The 18,500-nt window shown below is 57.0% G+C and carries 20 protein-coding genes; 11 read left to right on the forward strand and 9 right to left on the reverse strand.

The window, feature by feature from the left end:
* Nucleotides 1–2: 2 nt before the first annotated feature.
* Nucleotides 3–995 carry a zinc-dependent alcohol dehydrogenase family protein gene (locus tag ACK83U_RS14935; RefSeq protein WP_112398048.1) on the reverse strand — a complete coding sequence of 331 codons (993 nt, stop codon included), beginning with the start codon at nucleotides 993–995 and terminating at the stop codon, nucleotides 3–5.
* Nucleotides 996–1,246: 251 nt separating this feature from the next.
* On the opposite strand from ACK83U_RS14935, the gene ACK83U_RS14940 reads away from it, so the two are divergent.
* Nucleotides 1,247–1,369, forward strand: a complete 123-nt coding sequence (locus ACK83U_RS14940; RefSeq protein ID WP_281409872.1) for a hypothetical protein — start codon at nucleotides 1,247–1,249, stop codon at nucleotides 1,367–1,369.
* Complete coding sequence (locus ACK83U_RS14945) at nucleotides 1,366–2,406, forward strand: ABC transporter transmembrane domain-containing protein (RefSeq protein ID WP_112606520.1); 1,041 nt, start codon at nucleotides 1,366–1,368, stop codon at nucleotides 2,404–2,406. The genes ACK83U_RS14940 and ACK83U_RS14945 overlap by 4 nt, the downstream gene beginning before the upstream one ends.
* 626 nt (nucleotides 2,407–3,032) lie before the next feature.
* Here the strand turns inward: ACK83U_RS14945 and ACK83U_RS14950 are convergent.
* Together ACK83U_RS14950 and ACK83U_RS14955 are read right to left on the reverse strand one after the other, a co-directional pair.
* Complete coding sequence (locus ACK83U_RS14950) at nucleotides 3,033–3,224, reverse strand: hypothetical protein (protein ID WP_112606524.1); 192 nt, start codon at nucleotides 3,222–3,224, stop codon at nucleotides 3,033–3,035.
* A 160-nt stretch (nucleotides 3,225–3,384) separates the two neighbouring features.
* On the reverse strand, nucleotides 3,385–3,648 hold the full coding sequence (locus ACK83U_RS14955; protein WP_112606526.1) for a DUF982 domain-containing protein: 264 nt from the start codon (nucleotides 3,646–3,648) through the stop codon (nucleotides 3,385–3,387).
* Nucleotides 3,649–4,463: 815 nt separating this feature from the next.
* Between ACK83U_RS14955 and ACK83U_RS14960 the strand changes: the two genes are divergently transcribed.
* Both ACK83U_RS14960 and ACK83U_RS14965 read left to right on the forward strand, forming a co-directional pair.
* Nucleotides 4,464–5,147, forward strand: coding sequence for a response regulator transcription factor (locus ACK83U_RS14960; protein WP_112606528.1), 684 nt, complete (start codon nucleotides 4,464–4,466; stop codon nucleotides 5,145–5,147).
* Complete coding sequence (locus ACK83U_RS14965) at nucleotides 5,140–6,483, forward strand: sensor histidine kinase (RefSeq protein ID WP_112606530.1); 1,344 nt, start codon at nucleotides 5,140–5,142, stop codon at nucleotides 6,481–6,483. The genes ACK83U_RS14960 and ACK83U_RS14965 overlap by 8 nt, the downstream gene beginning before the upstream one ends.
* Here the strand turns inward: ACK83U_RS14965 and ACK83U_RS14970 are convergent.
* The 3 genes from ACK83U_RS14970 to ACK83U_RS14980 form a co-directional block, all read right to left on the reverse strand.
* Nucleotides 6,480–7,247 (reverse strand): cytochrome b/b6 domain-containing protein, encoded by a 768-nt coding sequence (locus ACK83U_RS14970; protein WP_112606532.1) that lies wholly within the window; start codon nucleotides 7,245–7,247, stop codon nucleotides 6,480–6,482. The genes ACK83U_RS14965 and ACK83U_RS14970 overlap by 4 nt on opposite strands.
* 33 nt (nucleotides 7,248–7,280) lie before the next feature.
* The gene (locus tag ACK83U_RS14975) at nucleotides 7,281–7,676 is read right to left on the reverse strand and encodes a cytochrome c (protein ID WP_162708036.1); all 396 of its coding nucleotides are present in this window, start codon (nucleotides 7,674–7,676) and stop codon (nucleotides 7,281–7,283) included.
* A gap of 342 nt (nucleotides 7,677–8,018) precedes the next feature.
* Nucleotides 8,019–8,387, reverse strand: a complete 369-nt coding sequence (locus ACK83U_RS14980; protein ID WP_412474669.1) for a universal stress protein — start codon at nucleotides 8,385–8,387, stop codon at nucleotides 8,019–8,021.
* Here ACK83U_RS14980 and ACK83U_RS14985 point away from each other — a divergent pair.
* The gene (locus tag ACK83U_RS14985; protein WP_412474670.1) at nucleotides 8,382–8,795 is read left to right on the forward strand and encodes a hypothetical protein; all 414 of its coding nucleotides are present in this window, start codon (nucleotides 8,382–8,384) and stop codon (nucleotides 8,793–8,795) included. The two genes, ACK83U_RS14980 and ACK83U_RS14985, sit on opposite strands and share 6 nt — an antisense overlap.
* Here the strand turns inward: ACK83U_RS14985 and ACK83U_RS14990 are convergent.
* From ACK83U_RS14990 to ACK83U_RS15000, 3 genes are all read right to left on the reverse strand, one after another.
* Nucleotides 8,788–9,435, reverse strand: coding sequence for a BON domain-containing protein (locus ACK83U_RS14990; RefSeq protein WP_112606536.1), 648 nt, complete (start codon nucleotides 9,433–9,435; stop codon nucleotides 8,788–8,790). The genes ACK83U_RS14985 and ACK83U_RS14990 overlap by 8 nt on opposite strands.
* A gap of 206 nt (nucleotides 9,436–9,641) precedes the next feature.
* A complete protein-coding gene (locus ACK83U_RS14995; protein ID WP_112606538.1) occupies nucleotides 9,642–10,979 on the reverse strand; it encodes an ATP-binding protein in 1,338 nt (445 codons plus the stop codon).
* Entirely contained in the window at nucleotides 10,976–11,653 is a 678-nt protein-coding gene (locus ACK83U_RS15000) for a response regulator transcription factor (RefSeq protein WP_112338813.1), read from the reverse strand. Before ACK83U_RS15000 ends, ACK83U_RS14995 begins: the two co-directional genes overlap by 4 nt.
* Before the next feature lie 362 nt (nucleotides 11,654–12,015).
* Between ACK83U_RS15000 and ACK83U_RS15005 the strand changes: the two genes are divergently transcribed.
* The 6 genes from ACK83U_RS15005 (at nucleotide 12,016) to ACK83U_RS15030 (ending at nucleotide 18,308) form a co-directional block, all read left to right on the forward strand.
* A complete protein-coding gene (locus tag ACK83U_RS15005; protein WP_112606540.1) occupies nucleotides 12,016–12,870 on the forward strand; it encodes a glycosyltransferase family 25 protein in 855 nt (284 codons plus the stop codon).
* 3 nt (nucleotides 12,871–12,873) lie between these two features.
* Nucleotides 12,874–13,629, forward strand: a complete 756-nt coding sequence (locus ACK83U_RS15010) for a glycosyltransferase family 25 protein (RefSeq protein ID WP_112606542.1) — start codon at nucleotides 12,874–12,876, stop codon at nucleotides 13,627–13,629.
* Between the two features lie 184 nt (nucleotides 13,630–13,813).
* On the forward strand, nucleotides 13,814–15,748 hold the full coding sequence (locus ACK83U_RS15015; RefSeq protein ID WP_112606544.1) for a heavy metal translocating P-type ATPase: 1,935 nt from the start codon (nucleotides 13,814–13,816) through the stop codon (nucleotides 15,746–15,748).
* Nucleotides 15,749–15,889: 141 nt separating this feature from the next.
* Nucleotides 15,890–16,201, forward strand: coding sequence for a hypothetical protein (locus ACK83U_RS15020; RefSeq protein WP_112606546.1), 312 nt, complete (start codon nucleotides 15,890–15,892; stop codon nucleotides 16,199–16,201).
* A gap of 92 nt (nucleotides 16,202–16,293) precedes the next feature.
* Entirely contained in the window at nucleotides 16,294–16,998 is a 705-nt protein-coding gene (locus ACK83U_RS15025) for a CBS domain-containing protein (protein ID WP_112606548.1), read from the forward strand.
* Nucleotides 16,995–18,308: an NRAMP family divalent metal transporter gene (locus tag ACK83U_RS15030; RefSeq protein WP_412474671.1), complete on the forward strand. Its 1,314-nt coding sequence runs from the start codon at nucleotides 16,995–16,997 to the stop codon at nucleotides 18,306–18,308. Before ACK83U_RS15025 ends, ACK83U_RS15030 begins: the two co-directional genes overlap by 4 nt.
* Nucleotides 18,309–18,500 lie beyond the last annotated feature (192 nt).

An 18,500-nucleotide genomic window follows, 5' to 3' on the forward strand; every position in this document is an offset into this window, starting at 1 on the left:
GGTTAGCCCGCCTCGGGCACCAACACCGCTGCCCCGACGAGACGCCCGGCACGCAGATCGGCGAGCGCCTCGTTGGCCCTCTTGAGTGGATAGGTCGTCGTGTGGGTTCGCACGCCGACCATCTGGGCAATCGGGAAAAACTCGACCGCATCTGCGCGTGTCAAATTGGCGACCGAAACAAGCTCACGCTCCCCCCAAAGAACGGCATAGGGCATCGCCGGTATGTCGCTCATGTGAATTCCGCCGCACACAACTACCCCGCCCTTGCGAACCGCCTTGAGCGCTATCGGCACCAGATCGCCGACGGGAGCGAAGATGATAGCTGCGTCGAGCGGAACTGGGGCGTTCTCTTCAGATGAGCCGGCCCATGTCGCCCCAAGCTCCAGCGCAAACTGCTGCGCCGCTTGGTCACCGCTGCGTGTAAACGCATAAACGTCTCGGCCCTGCCAGATACAGATCTGGATGAGGATATGCGCGGCGGCGCCGAAGCCGAAGAGACCGATGCTCTTGCCGTCGCCGGCCTTCCTGAGCGAACGCCAGCCAATCAATCCGGCACACAAAAGAGGCGCGAGCGATACGGGATCGGCGTTCGCATCTAGATCGAATGCAAAGGATGCGTCGGCCACAACATGCGTCGCGAAACCGCCGTCGCGGGTGTAGCCGGTGAATTGCGGCCGGTCACATAGGTTCTCGGCCTTCATTTGACAGAAAGAGCAGGTTCCGCATGCATGACCGAGCCAGGGAACGCCGACGCGCCGACCGAGTTTGGCAATTTCGATTCCGGGGCCAACGGCATCGACAATACCCACGATCTCGTGACCCGGCACGAGCGGAAGCTTTGGATCGTTGAGGTCGCCATCTACAACATGAAGATCAGTCCGACAGACGGCGCAAGCCTCTACCTTGATCCTCAGCTCGCCTGGGCCAGGCTTTGGATCGTCACGTTCGACAAATATGAGCGGCTTCCCGATTTGTTGAAGAACCATCGCTTTCATGGCTGAAGCCCATCGAAGTTGGGGCTCGTCTCGAAGCTCGATATCGGAAGAAATGCCGGGAAACGACGTGTCATCTGCGTTTCAAGCGACTTTTTCCACCACTGGATCACTCCGGCGAGCAGTTTAATTTACCACTCTTCTCCTCCCACACAAATGATGCCCCGGCTTTGACCCGAATCAACGCGCGCACAGCGAGAACATGAAAGCGTTTGAGGGCTGGGCAAATTGTTTGCCACGTCAGGAGGGCATCGGTGCAAAAGCTATTGCTGATCATATTGATCGTCATGATCGCGACGATCATTGGCATTTTGTGGGTGAAACCGATTGCCGGCACCGGGCGACAGCCGGCGCTTGAGAAATCAGCAACGCAATGACCATCCTGAAAACATTTCGCGGTGCGAAGGCGGCTCTATCACACCCGTTCCCGAAGGAAATCATTCTTCCCCGAACGCTATATGGTTTCGTTTTTCGGGCATCGGGGTGGCATCAGCTGGCCACCGCAATCCTATCCATCGTGCTCTTTACAGCGGGAACCATACCGCTGGAGGTACAGCGACGGATCGTGAATGCGGCAACGGAGAATGGCTCCTATCGAACGATCGCCTTCCTGGTGTTGATATACGTCCTTTTGGCTCTGACCGAGGGAGCCGTGAAACTTGTGCTCAATATCTATAGCAGTTGGATCGGAGAAGCGGCGGTCCGATGGCTGCGTTTGCAGGTATTCGAGGCATCACGAACATCGGTGACGGGCGACTCCATGATGACCAGCGAAGGCGTCCAACTGTCGATCATCTTGGCCGAAGCCGAACCTGTCGGTGGCTTCGTCGGCACAAGTATCTCGGAGCCTCTGTTGCAGATCGGCATATTGACAGCTGTTTGCGGCTATCTGGTCTATCTGCAGCCACTCATTACGATCATCGTCATCACGATCTTTCTTCCGCAAAGTGGTTTTGTCCCGATCATGCAGGCAGCGATCAACCGCCGCGTCGGAAAAAGGATCGGCATCATGCGCAATGTCAGCGAGGACATCGTCCAAATGGGGCACGCAATTGATACTGATGGCCATCAGGCGTCGCGTATCGGAGATGTCTTCCGGATCAACATGAGCATCTACAAAATCAAGTTCACGATGAATTTCATGATGAATCTGATGACACAGATGGGTTACGCAGGCATCTTCGCACTGGGCGGTTATTTCGTGGTTACCGGCAAGACCGAGATCGGGACAGTCGTCGCCTTCGTGTCTGGTCTTTCAAAGATAAATGACCCTTGGGGCGATCTCGTCAACTGGTACCGCGATCTACGTGTGACGCAGGTTAAGTACGGCCTCATATACAATTCTGCTCAGGTTGGCACCGTGTCAGCGGGTGAATTACCAGGCCCCTCCCCATGCCTGGAGACTCGCTCCTGAGATTTGAAAATGTGTAAACCGCCGCTGACTATCTCGGCCACCGACGTCGGGTTATAGCGGAAAGCGGCAAACTCATGTTTCGATTTGTCACTGCGAATAGCAATCGTGCTGCCAACGGCATTCGCGCCGGTGTTGATCCGGGATATTCCATCCAGCCAGCTTTGCTGAGACGGATGAGATAACTGCGCAGCGAGCATCTTCTGCATAATTATTGAAAGAAAACTCAATGATGAGCAGCGGCGGGACGCCTGAGGCGGTCGCGGATGTCTGCATCGACGGCGTTCTTAATCCGTGCACATTGGAAATCGGTCGACGGCTGTGCAGATTGCGGCGCCTTTTGTGGGAGATCCTAAGGCCGACAGGGCGTTTAGGCCCCGTCGGAAGCCAGGACGCGGGCATTCGGCCATGAAAATTAAGTCGTCACGTCGCGGGAGGAAACTCCGGAGAGATGCAGCACGCGACGAGTTGGCGGGTTTTGCATATTCGAGGGAGAACCGACTGGTGGAAGAGAGCCTAAAGTCTTCGATGGGCTCGAGGCCAATCGCGGCGCACGCGGGCGCCGACGTTTGACCACGACAGTCGGGTTACATTTTGACATTATTTCATCCTCTGATTGGCGCTAGAAATCAAAAGCCATTGCCCTTCGTCGGGGGAATATAGGGATCTGGATAACCGAGCTTAGGTTTGCCGGTTGTGCTACCCGTATTCGTCGACGACTGTTGCTTTGGTTCTTTTGATTTGGCGGAGCCACTGGATTGGTAAGCATAGGCACCGAAGATAACGCCGGCTATCGCGGCGACCAGCAAAGCTGCACGCATGTTCTTCTCCTTGTCACGGATCTGCCGTTCCGAAGTCAAAGCGAACAACGAAAATGTCCACTTTGCATTCCTGATCAATTGGTAGGTTCTCTGACGATTTTGGACCTTGATCTGCATCAATAGGCCGAGGTGGGAGCGCACGCCCTGTGCGAACCCAACGTCATCCGATGACTGAAATATAAAGGATACGCTCTTCGGCAGCGGCACGGATAAGGGCCTCTCTGGCCGCTTCCGGAGGGATGACGTCGTTCAGAGCATCAAGGCATGCCCTGATCGCCATAACATATTCCTCGCCATCGTCGCTCGGCCAATCCGAGATCAATGTTACTGCCGCATCCCGGACGGTCTTGATGACCCTGTACTTCTCGCCGGAGCGCACGACGAGCCTCAGCGCGGGAAACTGATGCGATGCATGCCATTTCATAGAGCGTGACCCCCCGGGGCGCGAGAATATCAGCAATCCCTACAGGCAAACTTCACTGAAGAGGTTGCGAATACTACGTTTATCAAGGCACTTGGATGGCTACTTTGACATGCCTCAATTGAGGTTACGGGCCAGCGGCGGCATTACAGATGGACCGACACCGGCCGGCCCGGGCCGATAACGAGTAGCAGTACGGTGAACCTTGGATCTGGCAGGCAACGCGGTAGGTTTGAGAAGGCACGATAGATGCTCAGGAAGGCGGAGCAATCATGGGCTGCTTGATCGCGAGGAGGCGCGTGCGACCATCACGAAAAACTTCAGGCAAGGGGTCGCCTTATTCGCTCGTGTGAAGACCACAGCCTTCCGCGGAGCCGCAAGGTGCCCTTTGATTGACACTGACGATGATATCAGCGACCGCCCGGCCCATCCGTGCCACATCGCGGTGCTCGGCCAGGGTGCTGCTTGAAAGGCGCTCACCAGGACCGTCTCCATCATGAATTCCATGCACCGCACACCCGGGCTGAAAGCGACTATCCACCAGCGCCTGAATGGCTGAGTCAGACTCGGGCATGACAACTTTATGAGTATCCGCCTTCGTTGCCTGGAAAATAGCTTCGGCAATTCGTGCGTTAGGGTATCCGGGCCAGCGATTTAGACGTCCACTGTGCGGTACGGTCCTGATCTCGATGTTGCTGCACGATCCCAGTCGAACCGCGGGGTTCATTGGTCTAGAGTGGGCTCTGGCACGGCGGGAAGCGTCACTAGTAAGTTGTCGTCGTGGTCCGCAACCACTATGACCGCAAATCGGGGTCTGTATGCGCTTGTTACTGGTCGAAGATAGTGCCCGCCTGCGCGATTTGCTGACCGAAAGTGTTCATCAGGCGGGTTGGCGCCTTGATAGCGCGGCAACGGTAGGCGCCGCGCTGCTGGCAACACAAACTGTCAGCTACGACTTGGCCTTGGTGGACTTAGGCTTACCGGACGGCGACGGCTTGGATCTTATCCGGGAACTACGTCGTGAAGGTTTTACCGCACCGATCCTCGTGATCACGGCGCGCGGTTCGATTGAAGATCGCGTAGCGGCCCTCGACGGCGGTGCCGATGACTATCTCGTCAAACCGTTCAATCACATCGAATTGCTCGCGCGTTGCCGCGCCCTTCTGCGCCGCAGAGCGCCGCACTATATCGAAGCCATTGTCGTTGGCCGCCTATCTTTCGATCCCACAAACGGCGTGGTGGCCGCAGGCGGTGAACCGCTCGCAGTCGCACCGCGCGAGCGGTCCGTCCTTGAACTGCTTATTCGCAACGCGGGCCGGGTCACTCCCAAGCAATTGATCGAAAGCAAGCTCTCCGAATTTGGCGACGATATCTCGACCAACGCCGTGGAATTGGCGATCTCCCGCCTGCGTCGTCGCCTCGCCCCGTTCGATTTGCCCATCAGCATCGAAACAATACGGGGCATTGGCTATTTGCTGCGGGAAAAGCGCCAAAATGGTTGATCGATCTGCTAGGCCGCCAACGCTGATCCGCATCATCACGCTGCGCATCGCGCTCTTTGCAGCGCTGGCCATGGCGGTGCAGGCCGCACTCGTCTTTGCCGATTATTATTTCGACAACGAGCAGTTGGCGACGTTGATGATCGAACGTGAAACCGGAAAGCTGTCGAAGGGTTTCGAACGCCGCCATGACGAAGCGCCCTACAAGTTGCCGCACGACCTCGACCGCTACGGCGTCCAGGGTGGCTTCTATATCACCCGCATCCGCACACCAACCGGTCAGATTCTCTATACGAACTGCGATGCGCGCTGCGACAATCACCTTCTGCCGCATGAGGTCAATCCGCCGGACCTCTGGTCTCGAATGCTGAGCGCCGGCAAACCGCTCGCCGTTGCCGGCGGCAAGACCTATGAAATCCATGGGGACAAGATTTTTATCGAGATCGCGATCCTGCACGACAGCGACGGCATCATGTGGGCGGTGATCGGGCGTGAGTTTGCGGATCATCTCGCCACCCCAATGGCCATCATGCTGCTCTTCGTTCTCGGTGGCACGTTATTGTCAATCCGCCAGGCCCTGCGTCCCGTCGCAAAAGCAGCGCGAGAGGCCGGCCATCTCGATCCACTCGACCCCAGCCATCTAATCAACCAGACCAGCATGCCGCGCGAAATTGCTGATCTTGCCGCTGCCATCAACCGGAGCCTTGCGCGCATAGGTACGCTCATGAAATCGCAGCGTCTGTTCACCACGGCTGTTGCGCATGAGATCCGCACGCCGCTGGCTATGATGAAGCTGGAACTTGGCAACATCGACCATCCTCGTGCTCGCAAGATGGAGGCAGATCTCGACGCATTGGCGGGCTTTATCGCCCAGATCACGGCGCTGGGGCGGCTCGAAAGCGCTGACCGCGCGGTGTTCCGGCCGGTCGATCTGGCCAAGCTGGCCGATTGGGTTGTCACGGATATCGCGCCCCTGGTCTATGACCTCAATCACACCATTGCCTACAGCAATCTTGGCGCCGGCTCTGTTGAAGGTCATGCGCCACTGCTTGAGGACGCATTGCGCAATCTCATCGAAAACGCCGTCAAACATACCCCCGAAGGTGCGGCGATCGAAGTTGTCGCTGGCCCTGGTCCGCGCTTGACGGTCAAGGATGACGCTGGTGTTTTTGACGCTCCGGCGGGAGGCCCGTTTGGCGATCTCAAAGCCGATCACATGGGTATTGGCCTTGAGATCGTGCGCCGGATCATGGCGTTGCATAAGGGGCGGCTGGAGATTGAAGTACAGCCTGGCCATCTTACAACCGTAACGCTCCTGTTTGACCAAGACGAATTCTAGATTGAAGCGAAGAAGCTTCCGCCAAGCAGCGTTACGGTGCCATAAACCAGGCCAAAGGCAATCAGAAGACAGACAGCGGCGACAGGCAGCGACCCACCCGTCGCCTCATTGTGGTCGACGTAGGCTTCGCGCTGTTTGCGGCCAGTGATCATGGCGCCGATAAGGTCTTCGCGCTTGACGAACTGATAGTAGAGGTTCGCGACGATATGCAATCCCGCCAGAACGAGAATGGCGAAGTAGAACCATGCAGCATGGACGGAAGCGGCCAAGCTCGAAACGGCATCCCCTACCAGTCCAGCAAAAGGCCCCGCGGCGGTCACCCCGTCACTGGAGAATAATCCAAGCAAAACCTGCATACCGCAAACGACGATGAGACCGATAACCATCAGGCCGCCGGCCGGATTGTGGCCGAGATAGTGTCCCGCGCGGTTGCGCCGCAGCGCCTTTAGGTAGGCCCATACGGCGGCGGGCGAGCGTACGAAACCGGAAAACCGCGCGGTTGAACTACCGAAAACACCCCACAGGAGGCGATAAACCAAGAGGACGAGAACGCCGTAACCCGCCGCTTTGTGAACAGTCATGTCCGGATCGTTGAAGCCACTCGAGACCCAGGCCGTCAGGATCAATGCGACGAGCGACCATTTGAATAGACGCGTGGGAAGGTCCCAAGCACGCACGAGATCGCTCTTGGCAGGTGAAATCTTGTCGCCTTTTCCGATGGGTGGTTCGCAATAGGGTTCATAGGCGGATCGTTGTTCGCTCATGTGGAGTTTCCTGTTCGGGAAGATTTGCAGCGGCTATTTGTAAGTCGTGTGGCAGGACTTGCACTCGGCTGCCACGGCCACGAATGCCTTACGAAACGAGGCTTTGTCTTGCGCCTTCTGGCTCGCTGTACCGGCAATCATGGCCATCTTGCTGAAGCGAGCGTGGATATCCTTCTCCTTGGCGCTGCTCTGGCTGGCAAACATGGCGTCGGCGGCCTCGGCGTCAGCCGCGTAGCGCCGCAGGACCTGCTCGGCGGCTTTGCTGTCGAAGTTGGCGAGCACGGCCTTAGCTGAAGTGGTGTTATCGCCCATGCTGCCCATGATACTTTTAAGTGAGGCAGCGACGGCTGGCCCCGCCAGCACGGCAAGGACAAGGCCGGCTCCGATATAGCGATTGAGCTTGGAGGATGATTTTCGCGGTTCTGTCATAGCGCTCAATTTTCGTTGATTTCCAAAAAGGTTTACTTTTGGCTGCAACCGCATGATTGACGGCGACGACCAAACAGCAGCTCTTAAGAGCCGTGACATCTAGAGGAACAATTGCGGCGAAATGCACGGCCACACCTTTTCGGCAGACCGCTTTCGTCTTCTCATGACAGGCTTTTGACAGGTTCGTCGATCACGATCCCGTTGATTGGAATATCTGGGGTCAAACCATATGTCTTGAGATCGATGGCCGTGAACGGCCGCAACATACGCCCTCTAGCCTACGCTTGTACGACCAGGCCGCCAATGCAACGACGCAGTCCAGCCTCTGAATGAGTTGGATATTTACTGCTTCGGGGCCGACGGAATCCGATCGATGTGAACGGAGCATTTCGCATGGTGGACAATGTGGTCGACGGTCGATCCAAATACCCGATCGAAAACATCGTTGGTATGAGCCGCGACCACGATCAGATCCGCCTTTGTTTCGATCGCAATGGCGAGCACCGTGTCGGCGGCCCGACCGGTGCGAACATGGACAAGCGCTGGCACTGAAAGCTCTCTGCAAAGCAGCGACAGCTTTTCTTCCGCTTCACCGATGACGGAGACTGCCCACTCATCCGGTCCCTGCCGGACAAGGGACGGAAATCGCTCGACCGTATGGGCGAGATGAAGCGTTCCATCCGTGTCGAGAAGCGCGCAAGCCGTATGCATCAGATGCTCGGCTTTCTCCTTCGATCCGAGGCCAACCGCACAGACAATCGACTTATACATCGCTCCACCTCAGAACAGATCCTTGCCGCCGATGCCGACAAATTCGGTTCGAAACCCCAAGGCATGTACCTGCTTCAGAAAGCGATCCGCACCCAATATATCTACCTTGAGGCTATCACTCAGACACTGGCAGAGGGGATTGCACAATTCATCATGCACCCACGCTTGAGCGCGGGGGGACACAATTGTGATTTCCCATTTGTCTCTGTCTGCTCTGTCGAGGCGAAAATCGCAGTCCTGGTGGGCGGGAGGGGATATCCGGCACCCGCAAGCAGCGCTTCTTCCGTTCGTGTGAAATCCGTGCTCATGATTTTGCATCCCTCCTTCTATCGAAAGTTGATCAGCTGATGGAGAGTTGATCATCGAGTGCATGGACGCCCGGCGCCGACCACGCGGCACGTTCTGCCGCACGACGCTCGAACAAGGTCCTGACGTGGCCCTTCAAGATAACTTTACCACCGGAAACATCGACCTGGATTGCGTGTGCCTCCAATTCCGCATCGCGTTCCAGCGCATCCTCGATGCGCCGCTTGATGTCATCAGCACTGATGCTGGGAACGACCTCTATGAGATTGGAGACGCCAATGACACCGGCGAGATCCCTGACAGCGGCGGCGGCGGCATTCTTTTGGTACTGCCACTCCACCTTGCCGGTAAGCGTAACGACGCCCTTGCATACGCGGATCTGCACCATTTGCTTTGGAATGGAGATATTCCAGTCTAGCATTTTGACTGCCCGTCGGGCGATGTCGTCGTCGTCTGTCCGCCGCGGGCCTAGGATTTGAACATCTATTTCCTGGGCTATGGCGCGGACGCCTTTGACGCGTCTCGCGGCTTTCTCGGCGGCGTCCTTCTCCGCATATGTGCCAACATGTCCGGTAAGAGTGATGACGCCGTCGCGTGCGGTCACACCAATTTTGGCCGCATCCACTTTCGGCTCAAATTCGAGTTCATCCAGAATATTCTGTCTGAGAGTAATGTCGTTCATGACCGTCTCCTTGAAATTCCGTTAGCGGAAAAAGGATAGGACTAGCCAAAGGCTGCAGCATTGATCGAGGTCAAGGAACTGGCGGAGCCATTCCAAGGAAGGCCGAATCTCAGTAAGCCCGGGCACAGGAGTTGCATTAGCAGGTCCGACTGCCAAGCCTCAGCTTTCTGCCAAGATGATCTCTGCAGAACATGAAAGCTCCGTTCTCAGATCGCTTTCTGATGGATTGGAAATTCCATTGTCGCGGATGCTCCGCCCTCCGGCAAATTGGTGAGCTTGAGATCGCCTCCGTGAGCAATCATCGTCTCCTTCACGATCGACAGGCCAAGGCCGAGACCACCCGCACCGCTGTCCGGTTTGCCGACGACCGCCACCGGCTCGAGCCATCGGGGGGGATATCCTGGGCCGGAATCAGAGACCGTGATGCCGCATCGAAAGATCGTCACCGTAATCGTCGTGCCCGGAGGCGTGTGGTTCAGTGCATTCTCAATAAGATTGCGCAGGGCTCGAAAGATGAAATCGAACGCGCCGCTAACCACGACGGGCTCTAAGGGTGGCTGCAATTCGATGTCGCGGCCCTTGGAAAGAATGACCGGCGCAAGGAATGCTGCTACCCGCTGTCCGATATCGCCAAGATCGACCCGGTCGCTTGCTTCAAAATGCAGGCCACCGATCCTGACGCGATCGACCAATTGACTGACCAGCCGCTCTACACCCTCGAAATCCTCCTCGACTTTCCGTGCGATTGCATCTTGCGAGAGCGCAAGGCGAGCCTTGATAATCGCGAGCGGCGTCCGAAGCTCATGGGCAAGATGGCTCGAAAACTGCTCAAGTGACAGAAAACCCGCCTGCAAGCGATCAAGCGCCTCGTTGACCGCGCTCACCAATGCCAGCACATCCTCCGGCATCCTGGTTTCCGTCAGCCGCGTGGCTATGCTGGAGGGCCCGATTTGCCGCACCTCTTCCGCCGCCTGGCTCAATGGCTTCAGCGCGAATTTCAGCACGAGGATGTTGACCAGCAGAAGAAGACAAACAAATGGAATCCATATCCACGCGATGTCAGTGACGAACTCCTCCAATACGGTGTCGAAAATGACGTGCTCCCGCGGGAAGGCGATTTGCACGAAATGCACGGGATTAGTGCCATCAAGCTGCATTGAGATGCCAAAAAGGGCTCTGACTTTGTCGTGACCCGGGAGCAAAAAGTACCGAACCTTCTGGTTTGAGACAGGAACCAGCGGCTGATCCAACGTCTCCGAACTGGCAAGAACTCTGCCTGTATCGGTCACTACGGCGAATTGTCCGCCCAGCTCCTTGATTCGCGTTTTCAAGGCAGTTGCAGGCCCACCGGTAAGTTGCGGATCCGAGGCGAACTGGCGCTGCATGTCTTGCGCGAAAGTCGAGAGCGTCTCTTCACGAAAAGCATCGTTGGCCGCTTGAAAACGGACGTACAAGAAAAGAACACTCGCACAGACTGCAACCAGCGCGACGATAGACATAGCAACGACGAGGCGCCTGAATAGCGTCAGTCGGCGAAATGTCATGAACGTCCCTCCGTCAGCATATAGCCGACGCCTCGCATGTTATGGATATCGATCGCAGCACCCGCAGCCTGGAGCTTTTTACGCAATCGGTGGATGAGAACCTCGACGGCGTTGGAGCTTAGCTCCTCGCCGAAGCCATAGATCGACTCCTCGACCTCGCCCTTGGAGAGGACCCTGTTGAATCTGCGAAGAAACAATTCCAGCGCAGCGAACTCGCGGCGACTGAGCTGCAGTTCGGTCTCCCCGACTTTGGCAACATGCTGTGAAAGATCAAGATGGACGTTACGCTCGCTGAGGATCGTATCGTGGCGTAGGGCTGGGCGACGCATCAAGGCACGAACGCGCGAGATTAGCACGCCCATAACGAAGGGCTTGACGAGATAGTCATCGGCACCGCTGTCGAGCGCATCGATAATCGAACTTGCGGCATCGCGTGCCGTCAGGATGAGAATAGGCGTTGAGGGCGCCCGGCGACGCACAGGTTCGAGCAAGGACAGGCCGTCACGATCTGGCAAGCCGAGATCGAGAATGACCGCCTCATAGCTGATCGTGGACATAGCTTCCTCGGCATCGCTGGCTGAACTGACCCAATCGACGGCAAAACCATGCGAACGCATTGCCTCGCTTGTCAGCGATGCGAGCTTGGCATTGTCTTCAACGAGCAGCACGCGCATGAAGCAGTCCAAAACTTTCGTGTTGATCCATAGGGTAACTGCAGCGCAAAAGCCTCTTTATTCTTGGCGAATTCGAGGCACGCCTCTTCGCATCCGTTTGCTGCACCCGCCTTGATCCTGTGGCATCGCGCGTCGATATCCAATTCGATATCCCGGCGGCAGGCGAACGAGAGAGAAGCCTCCGTATCACTCCCGCTTGGGTGATGAGTTGGGCGCTCCAGCTAAACTTGCCCCAGAAACCTAACCTGGGGGTTATTTTCACTTTTTTGACAAGTTTCTGTAAGCCGCCCGTAAGCCGGGCCAAACAATGTCCGCTCCGACAAACGCAATCGCCACCATTCTTGTCGGAACGAGCGCCTAGCATGAATGACAAAGATCTTAGCGATCTTCCCATGAAGACTTACCTCATCAATCTCGATCGTGCTGCTGATCGGCTGTCCGCCATGCAGGATAAGCTCGATGGTATAAGACTGCCGTTCGAACGAGTTGCTGCCGTCGACGGGCAAGCGCTTGAACTGCCCATCAGGGACTTCCGTGAGGGAGCCTATAGGCTGCTGCATGGAAGAAGGGGCAATCTCGCAGAGGTGGGCTGCTACCTTAGCCATATTGAATGCGCAAAGCGCCTGCTTGCCTCGGAGTCAGAATTCGCCCTGATACTGGAGGATGATCTCGAGTTTCCCGCCGACTTGAAACAGCTCCTGAGGGCTGCAATCGAGGCGAACGCCGATTGGGACATCCTGCGGCTTTCGACGGTCAATCGCGGTCGCAAATACCCGTTTGCCGACTTGACGTCCCAACGTTCCCTTGCGGTGGCGCTTACTCGCGAGAAAGGATCGGGCGCCTATTTGCTCAACCGGCGAGCCGCCGCGTGGTTTGTCGAAAAGCTCGTTCCGATGCGTTTGCCGTTCGATCTTGCCTTCGATCTTGAATATCTGGCGGGTCTGAAGGCCGCTTTTGTCTTTCCCGTGCCGATCAACCAGGATACGGGATTGCCGTCCCAGATCCAGGCCAAACGCCGAACCTATCATTTGCGGCGATGGCGCTACGCAACTGTTCAGCCCTATCGCGCATGGCTGGAAGCGTCACGTTTTATCTGTCGTCTTCGACAATTGACGCGGCTTTTGCTGAAGCATGCCTTCTTGCGAAGAATGGATAACCTTTCCTCCCGAACCCGCACAAAACCCTTGTCATTGACGGACGGGAGCAGAGGTGACTGATCAATGGTTGTCTTGCTCGAGAGCCTCGGTGTCTATGTCATTAACCTGGCCAGATGTGTTGACAGGTGGAAAGCTATCCGCTCGCAGGCGCTCGCCCATGGTATTCATATCACACGGGTTCCCGCCATTGACGGGCGTAACATCGCTCCCATGGACTACGTCGACGTCGATCACGTCAGCTTTTTCAGGCATGGCGGTAGACAATTGCTGCCGGGCGAGTACGGCTGCTACCGAAGCCACCTGCGCGCCGTGGACATGTTCCTATCCAGCACATTAGAGGCATCCATCGTTATCGAGGACGACGTGGAAATCGTCGGCGATTTGCTGGAGCGGAGCTCGCGGATACTTGCCGCAGTGCCGACTGCAGACATTGTCAAGCTGTTCAACCACAGAATCCGTGGGTTCCGGCGGGTCACCACGACGATTTCTGGAGATGAGATCGGCCGTTGTTTGCACGGTCCCCAGGGATCCGCTGCATGCTACATTGTCACCCGCAACGGCGCGCGCGCGATTACCTCGGCGATGCGGACCATGTTCCTCCCCTTTGATGTCGCCTTGGAACGTGGGTGGGACCACGGCGCCAATATTCTTACGGTGAGAGAAAACATCGTCGAACTCAGCAAGCATAGTCAAGACACGCAGATCGGAAGCAGAGCCGACTATAGGGCGATAAAATTCTCGGGGGTACGGCGATTGCCGACGCACGTTCTACGTGCGTTCGACTATTCGCGACGGATTAAATATGCGCTCGATATTTGACGAATACGCTGTGAACCGCGCTGCGGAGCGGAAGACGCGATCCATCCGCTGCTTTTTTTAAATTCGCATGTCTCTCGGACGAGCCGCATTGAGGCGGATCAATGTCTGTTCGATGGAAACGGTTCTAATCAGCTGATCGAAAGCAATAGCATATCGGATACAAACTCAGCCACCGGAGCCAATCATGGCATTCTCCAGCGTGACCAGCACGGTAGTTTTCCTGTTAAAAACCAGTGGATCATCTTTGGTGCTGATTGCAGCATCCGGGCTTTTGGCAGGCATTACCTTCGTATTGATCGACAACGTCGCGCTTGCCTCCCTTGTCTGGGCACTCGCCACCTTGCCGATCCTGGGCGCGTTGTTGCTGCAGACCTTCCGTTCCTTGCGTCACGGCGATTTCGGGTTGGATATCGTCGCCGCCCTGTCAATGGCGTTCGCCCTTTCCTTTGGCGAAAGCCTCGCAGCCAACGTCGTCGCGCTGATGTATGCAGGTGGACAGATGCTGGAGGGATATGCGTCCGGCCGCGCTGCCCGTGAGATGACGCTACTGATGGGACGAGTGGCACGAACTGCATTTCGCTATGTTGGCGATCGGTTGGAACTAACTCCTATCGAGAAGATAGTTGTTGGCGATCACATCATGATCCGCCATGGCGAAGTGCTGCCCGTCGATGGTGTTCTTCTGTCTCCCCGCGCTATTCTCGACGAGTCTGCGTTAACGGGAGAACCACTCCCTGTGGATCATCGGGCTGGTGAAGAGGTGTTAAGCGGCAGCGCATCGATCGGCCCCGTCTTTACTGTCAGGGCGCTTCGCCCCGCCTCTGAGAGCACATATGCTGCGGTTGTACGCCTCGTCGAGACGGCACAGAAGAGCAAGGCGCCGATGGCGCGTCTCGCTGACCGCTATGGCCTGGCATTTTTGCTTATGACGGTAGCGATAGCGTTGACGGCCTGGCTGCTGTCCGACGATCCGCGACGTGCTCTTGCCGTTCTCGTCATCGCCACGCCCTGCCCGCTTATCCTGGCCGTACCGGTCGCGCTCATGTCGGGTATCTCGCGCTGTGCCTCGATAGGATGCCTGGTGAAAGACGGTAGCGCCCTTGAAGCCTTAAGCCGCGTACGGGTTGCCGTCCTCGATAAGACCGGTACACTCACACACGGCAAGCCCGAAATCGTGGCAGTCGGCTGCAGCGCTTGGATCGATAAGGACGAGTTGTTGCGTCTTGCCGCTTCGTTGGATCAAGCATCGAGCCACGTCATGGCTGCCGCTTTGATCGCGGGAGCGCAGGAACGCAATCTGCGGCTCTCGCCACCAACCAATGTCGAGGAAGTTGGTGGAAGCGGGCTTGAAGGAATGGTCGACGGACGCCGCGTCGTGATCGGTGGTAGCCGCTTTGTGAAAAGCCGAAGTTTTCGAAACGCTTCCCAAGTCTTCGAAAATCATCACCGATCTGGTGAAGCTGCGGTGACAGTCGCAATCGACGGCCTTGTCGCGGGAAATATCATCATGGCCGATCCGGTGCGCGCGGAGGCGATCAGCGTTCTGCAGCGATTGCGCAGTGCCGGAATTACGAAAATCGTTCTTGCCTCCGGCGATCGCCTGGATGTTGCCTCGCATGTCGGCAACATCCTCGGCATCGAACAGGTGCTCGGCGAACAGACACCGGCTTCAAAAGTGGAGGCTGTTATCGCGGCTAAAAGCTTCGGTCCGGTGATGATGGTAGGTGACGGCGTCAACGATGCACCGGCGCTTGCGGCGGCCGACGTAGGTGTTGCATTAGGCGCGCGCGGGGCAGCGGCCTCTTCGGAAGCGGCAAACATCGTACTGCTCGTGGACCGGCTCGATCCTTTGGCAACCGCCCTGGTTGTCGCCCGCCGGGCCGTTGCGATCGCTCGCCAGAGCGTGGTTGCGGGACTTGGCCTTTCAGTTGCCGGCATGATCGCCGCAGCATTCGGCTATTTGCCGCCGCTGCACGGCGCTTTGCTTCAGGAAGTCATCGATGTCGCAGTCATCCTGAATGCATTGCGTGCCCTTGGGCCGTCCAAATTGGAGGGCGGCCCATATAGCCAGTTCGCGAGTATAGCGAACAGACCTGCCTCCAAGACGCAATTATCCTGAAGCGCAGATCGCCGGATCACATCACCACGTCGCTCTGCGTCTGGTCGGGAAGATCCTTACCCTCATTGATTCTGATCAATGCCGCAGCGGCGAATATCCGCAGGCTGCTTTCTGCAACCAAACCCATGAAGGAACAAACCAATGCTGAGAGCCAGACGCGACAGCCTGGGCGGTGCGGCCTCTAAAGCCATTCCCTCCCTCGGCGAGGTGGAAGGCCGCATGATGGTTCTTGAACTCATCGCGCTGACGGCGCTCACCCGTCTGATACGTCTTCACGACATCGGCGAGAGAGTAGATCTCATCAACGCAATGCGGCACGCCATCGATCGCGAATGTCACGACGCCAGACTGTGTGGAACCGACACGAAGTCCGCTGAGAAATATGCGGAAGAATTGCTGGCCTCGGCCCAAGAACAGGCGCTCGTTCTGGAATCGATCCGAAACGACGCCTGAGGATGGCATCGACCGGCTTTTGGCCTGCCTGCGATTCTATGGGCGCGGCAATAGCGGGAATACCTAAAGTTAAGTGAAGATGGAGAGCTGTCGTGCAAGCCAAAGACATCATGACACGGAATGTCATCACAGCCACGCCGACGATGAGCGTCCGAAACGCGGCGCTGCTCTTGCGCGCCAATGATATCAGCGGTCTTCCTGTGATTGACGACGATGGCGCGGTCTGCGGCATCCTGACCGAAGGGGATCTCATGCGACGCGTCGGCGACAATTGGGCGTCGTCGGCCAAAGACGTGTTCGAGCAAGATGATCGGCATGGTTTGAACACTTACATTCAAATCTACGGCTGGTCGGTTGGCGAGGCGATGCACCGCGAGGTTATCAGCGTAACTCCCGAAACGGATGTAGGGCGGATTGGTAACCTGATGCTGTCCCACAAAATCAAGCGAGTTCCGGTCATTAGCAACCGTCGTCTTGTCGGTATTGTCAGTCGATGCGATTTGATCAATCTGGTCATCGACGCGCCTGGTCGACACGTCGCTAAGGGCGATGACGCCATAAAGCTCGCCATCAAGACCCGGCTGGCCGCAGATCTTGGAATTGGTAGCAACAAGGTCGACGTCATCGTCAAAGACGGCCAGGTACAAGTACAGGGATTCCTCGAGTCCAATATCCAACAAAACGCGATCCGAACGCTTGTGGAGGGAATTCGAGGAATCAATGGATATGTCGATCGGACAACGCTCCTGCCTTCGGACACCGTCAGCGTTTCAACGACGCGAGACCGTGGCCAATGAGTCAGGAACTCGTCACAATTGGACAATCCTCGTGGCGATCGCGATTGTCGGGTCGTCTTGCTCGCCTGCGACAACACCCACTCGCGAGCGTGGGTCCAGGCCTGATCACCGGCGTCGCCGACGATGATCCGAGCGGCATCGCCACTTACTCCCAGGCGGGAGCGCAATTCGGCCTGAACATGCTCTGGACAATGCCGGTGTCATTTCCAATGATGGCGGTCGTCCAAGCGACCTGTGCACGGATCGGACGTGTGACCGGACAGGGCCTGGCGGCGAACATAAAGACCACATTTCCACCGGTGGTCCTCTACGCCGTCGTTTTCTCGCTCCTGATCGCCAATATTCTGAATATCGCCGCCGATGTTGCCGCGATGGGCGAGGTCGCGGAGCTGGTGACAGGCTTCAACCGGCACCTGATGACAATGTTCTTCGTCTTTGGGACGCTCGCGCTTCAGGTCTTCATCCCGTATCACCGCTATGTCGCGTTCCTGAAGTGGCTGACGATTTCGCTCCTGGCCTATGCCGCGGTCCTCTTCACCGTCCATATCGACTGGCAGCAAGTTGCCTTGAGGACGATATGGCCGACGATCACTCCAACACCGACCTATGCTGCGGTCGTCGTCGGCGTCTTTGGGACTACGATCAGTCCTTACCTCTTCTTCTGGCAGGCATCGGAAGAGGTGGAGGATATGAATGCCGCTCCCGATTCAATGCCTTTGTCCAGAGACAGTGCGAGAGCTCCCAAGGAACTTCGCCGTATTGGCTGGGATACATGGAGTGGCATGCTCTACTCCAATCTCACGGCTTTCTTCATCATATTGGCGACCGCCGTGACGCTCAATGTCGCCGGCATCACGCAGATCGACACGGCCGCGCAAGCAGCAAGCGCACTGCGGCCGCTGGCCGGACCCTTTGCCGCACTTATCTTCGCGCTCGGAATTCTAGGCGTCGGTCTCATCGGCGTGCCCGTTCTCGCCGGCTCCGCCGGCTATGCACTTGCCGAGGCCATGGGATGGAAATTCGGCCTGGAGCGCAGTCCAAATGACGCTCGGGGTTTTTACAGCGTAATCGCCATAAGTGTGTTGCTGGCGCTGATCATTCAGTATTCGCCGATCACCCCGATGAACGCATTGTTCTGGAGCGCTGTTATAAATGGTTTGCTCGCAGTCCCGCTGATTGCCGTCATTCTGTTGCTGGCGTCAAACCGCAAGATCATGGGTCCATACACGATCGGGAAAGGGGCCGCATGCATCGGCTGGGCCACGGTCGCGTTGATGGCGGTCGCAGCCGGGATGATGTTCATTCCATAGTAGCCTTCTACTGAAACTTCTAGCTTTGGCCGACTGAAGTTGCCGGGCATCTTTCAAACAGGCGGTCCATTGTCCCACGAGACGGCTTGTCGATGATCGCAACCAGCCTCGCTCATTTGATGTCGATCAAAGCATGGCAGTCGTGTGGTCTGTAACCTTCTCGGCATGGAACAACCCAAACCCCTATCGGCG

This window comes from Rhizobium sp. WW22, assembly GCF_047041135.1.
In the GTDB taxonomy this organism is placed as follows: Bacteria; Pseudomonadota; Alphaproteobacteria; order Rhizobiales; family Rhizobiaceae; genus Rhizobium.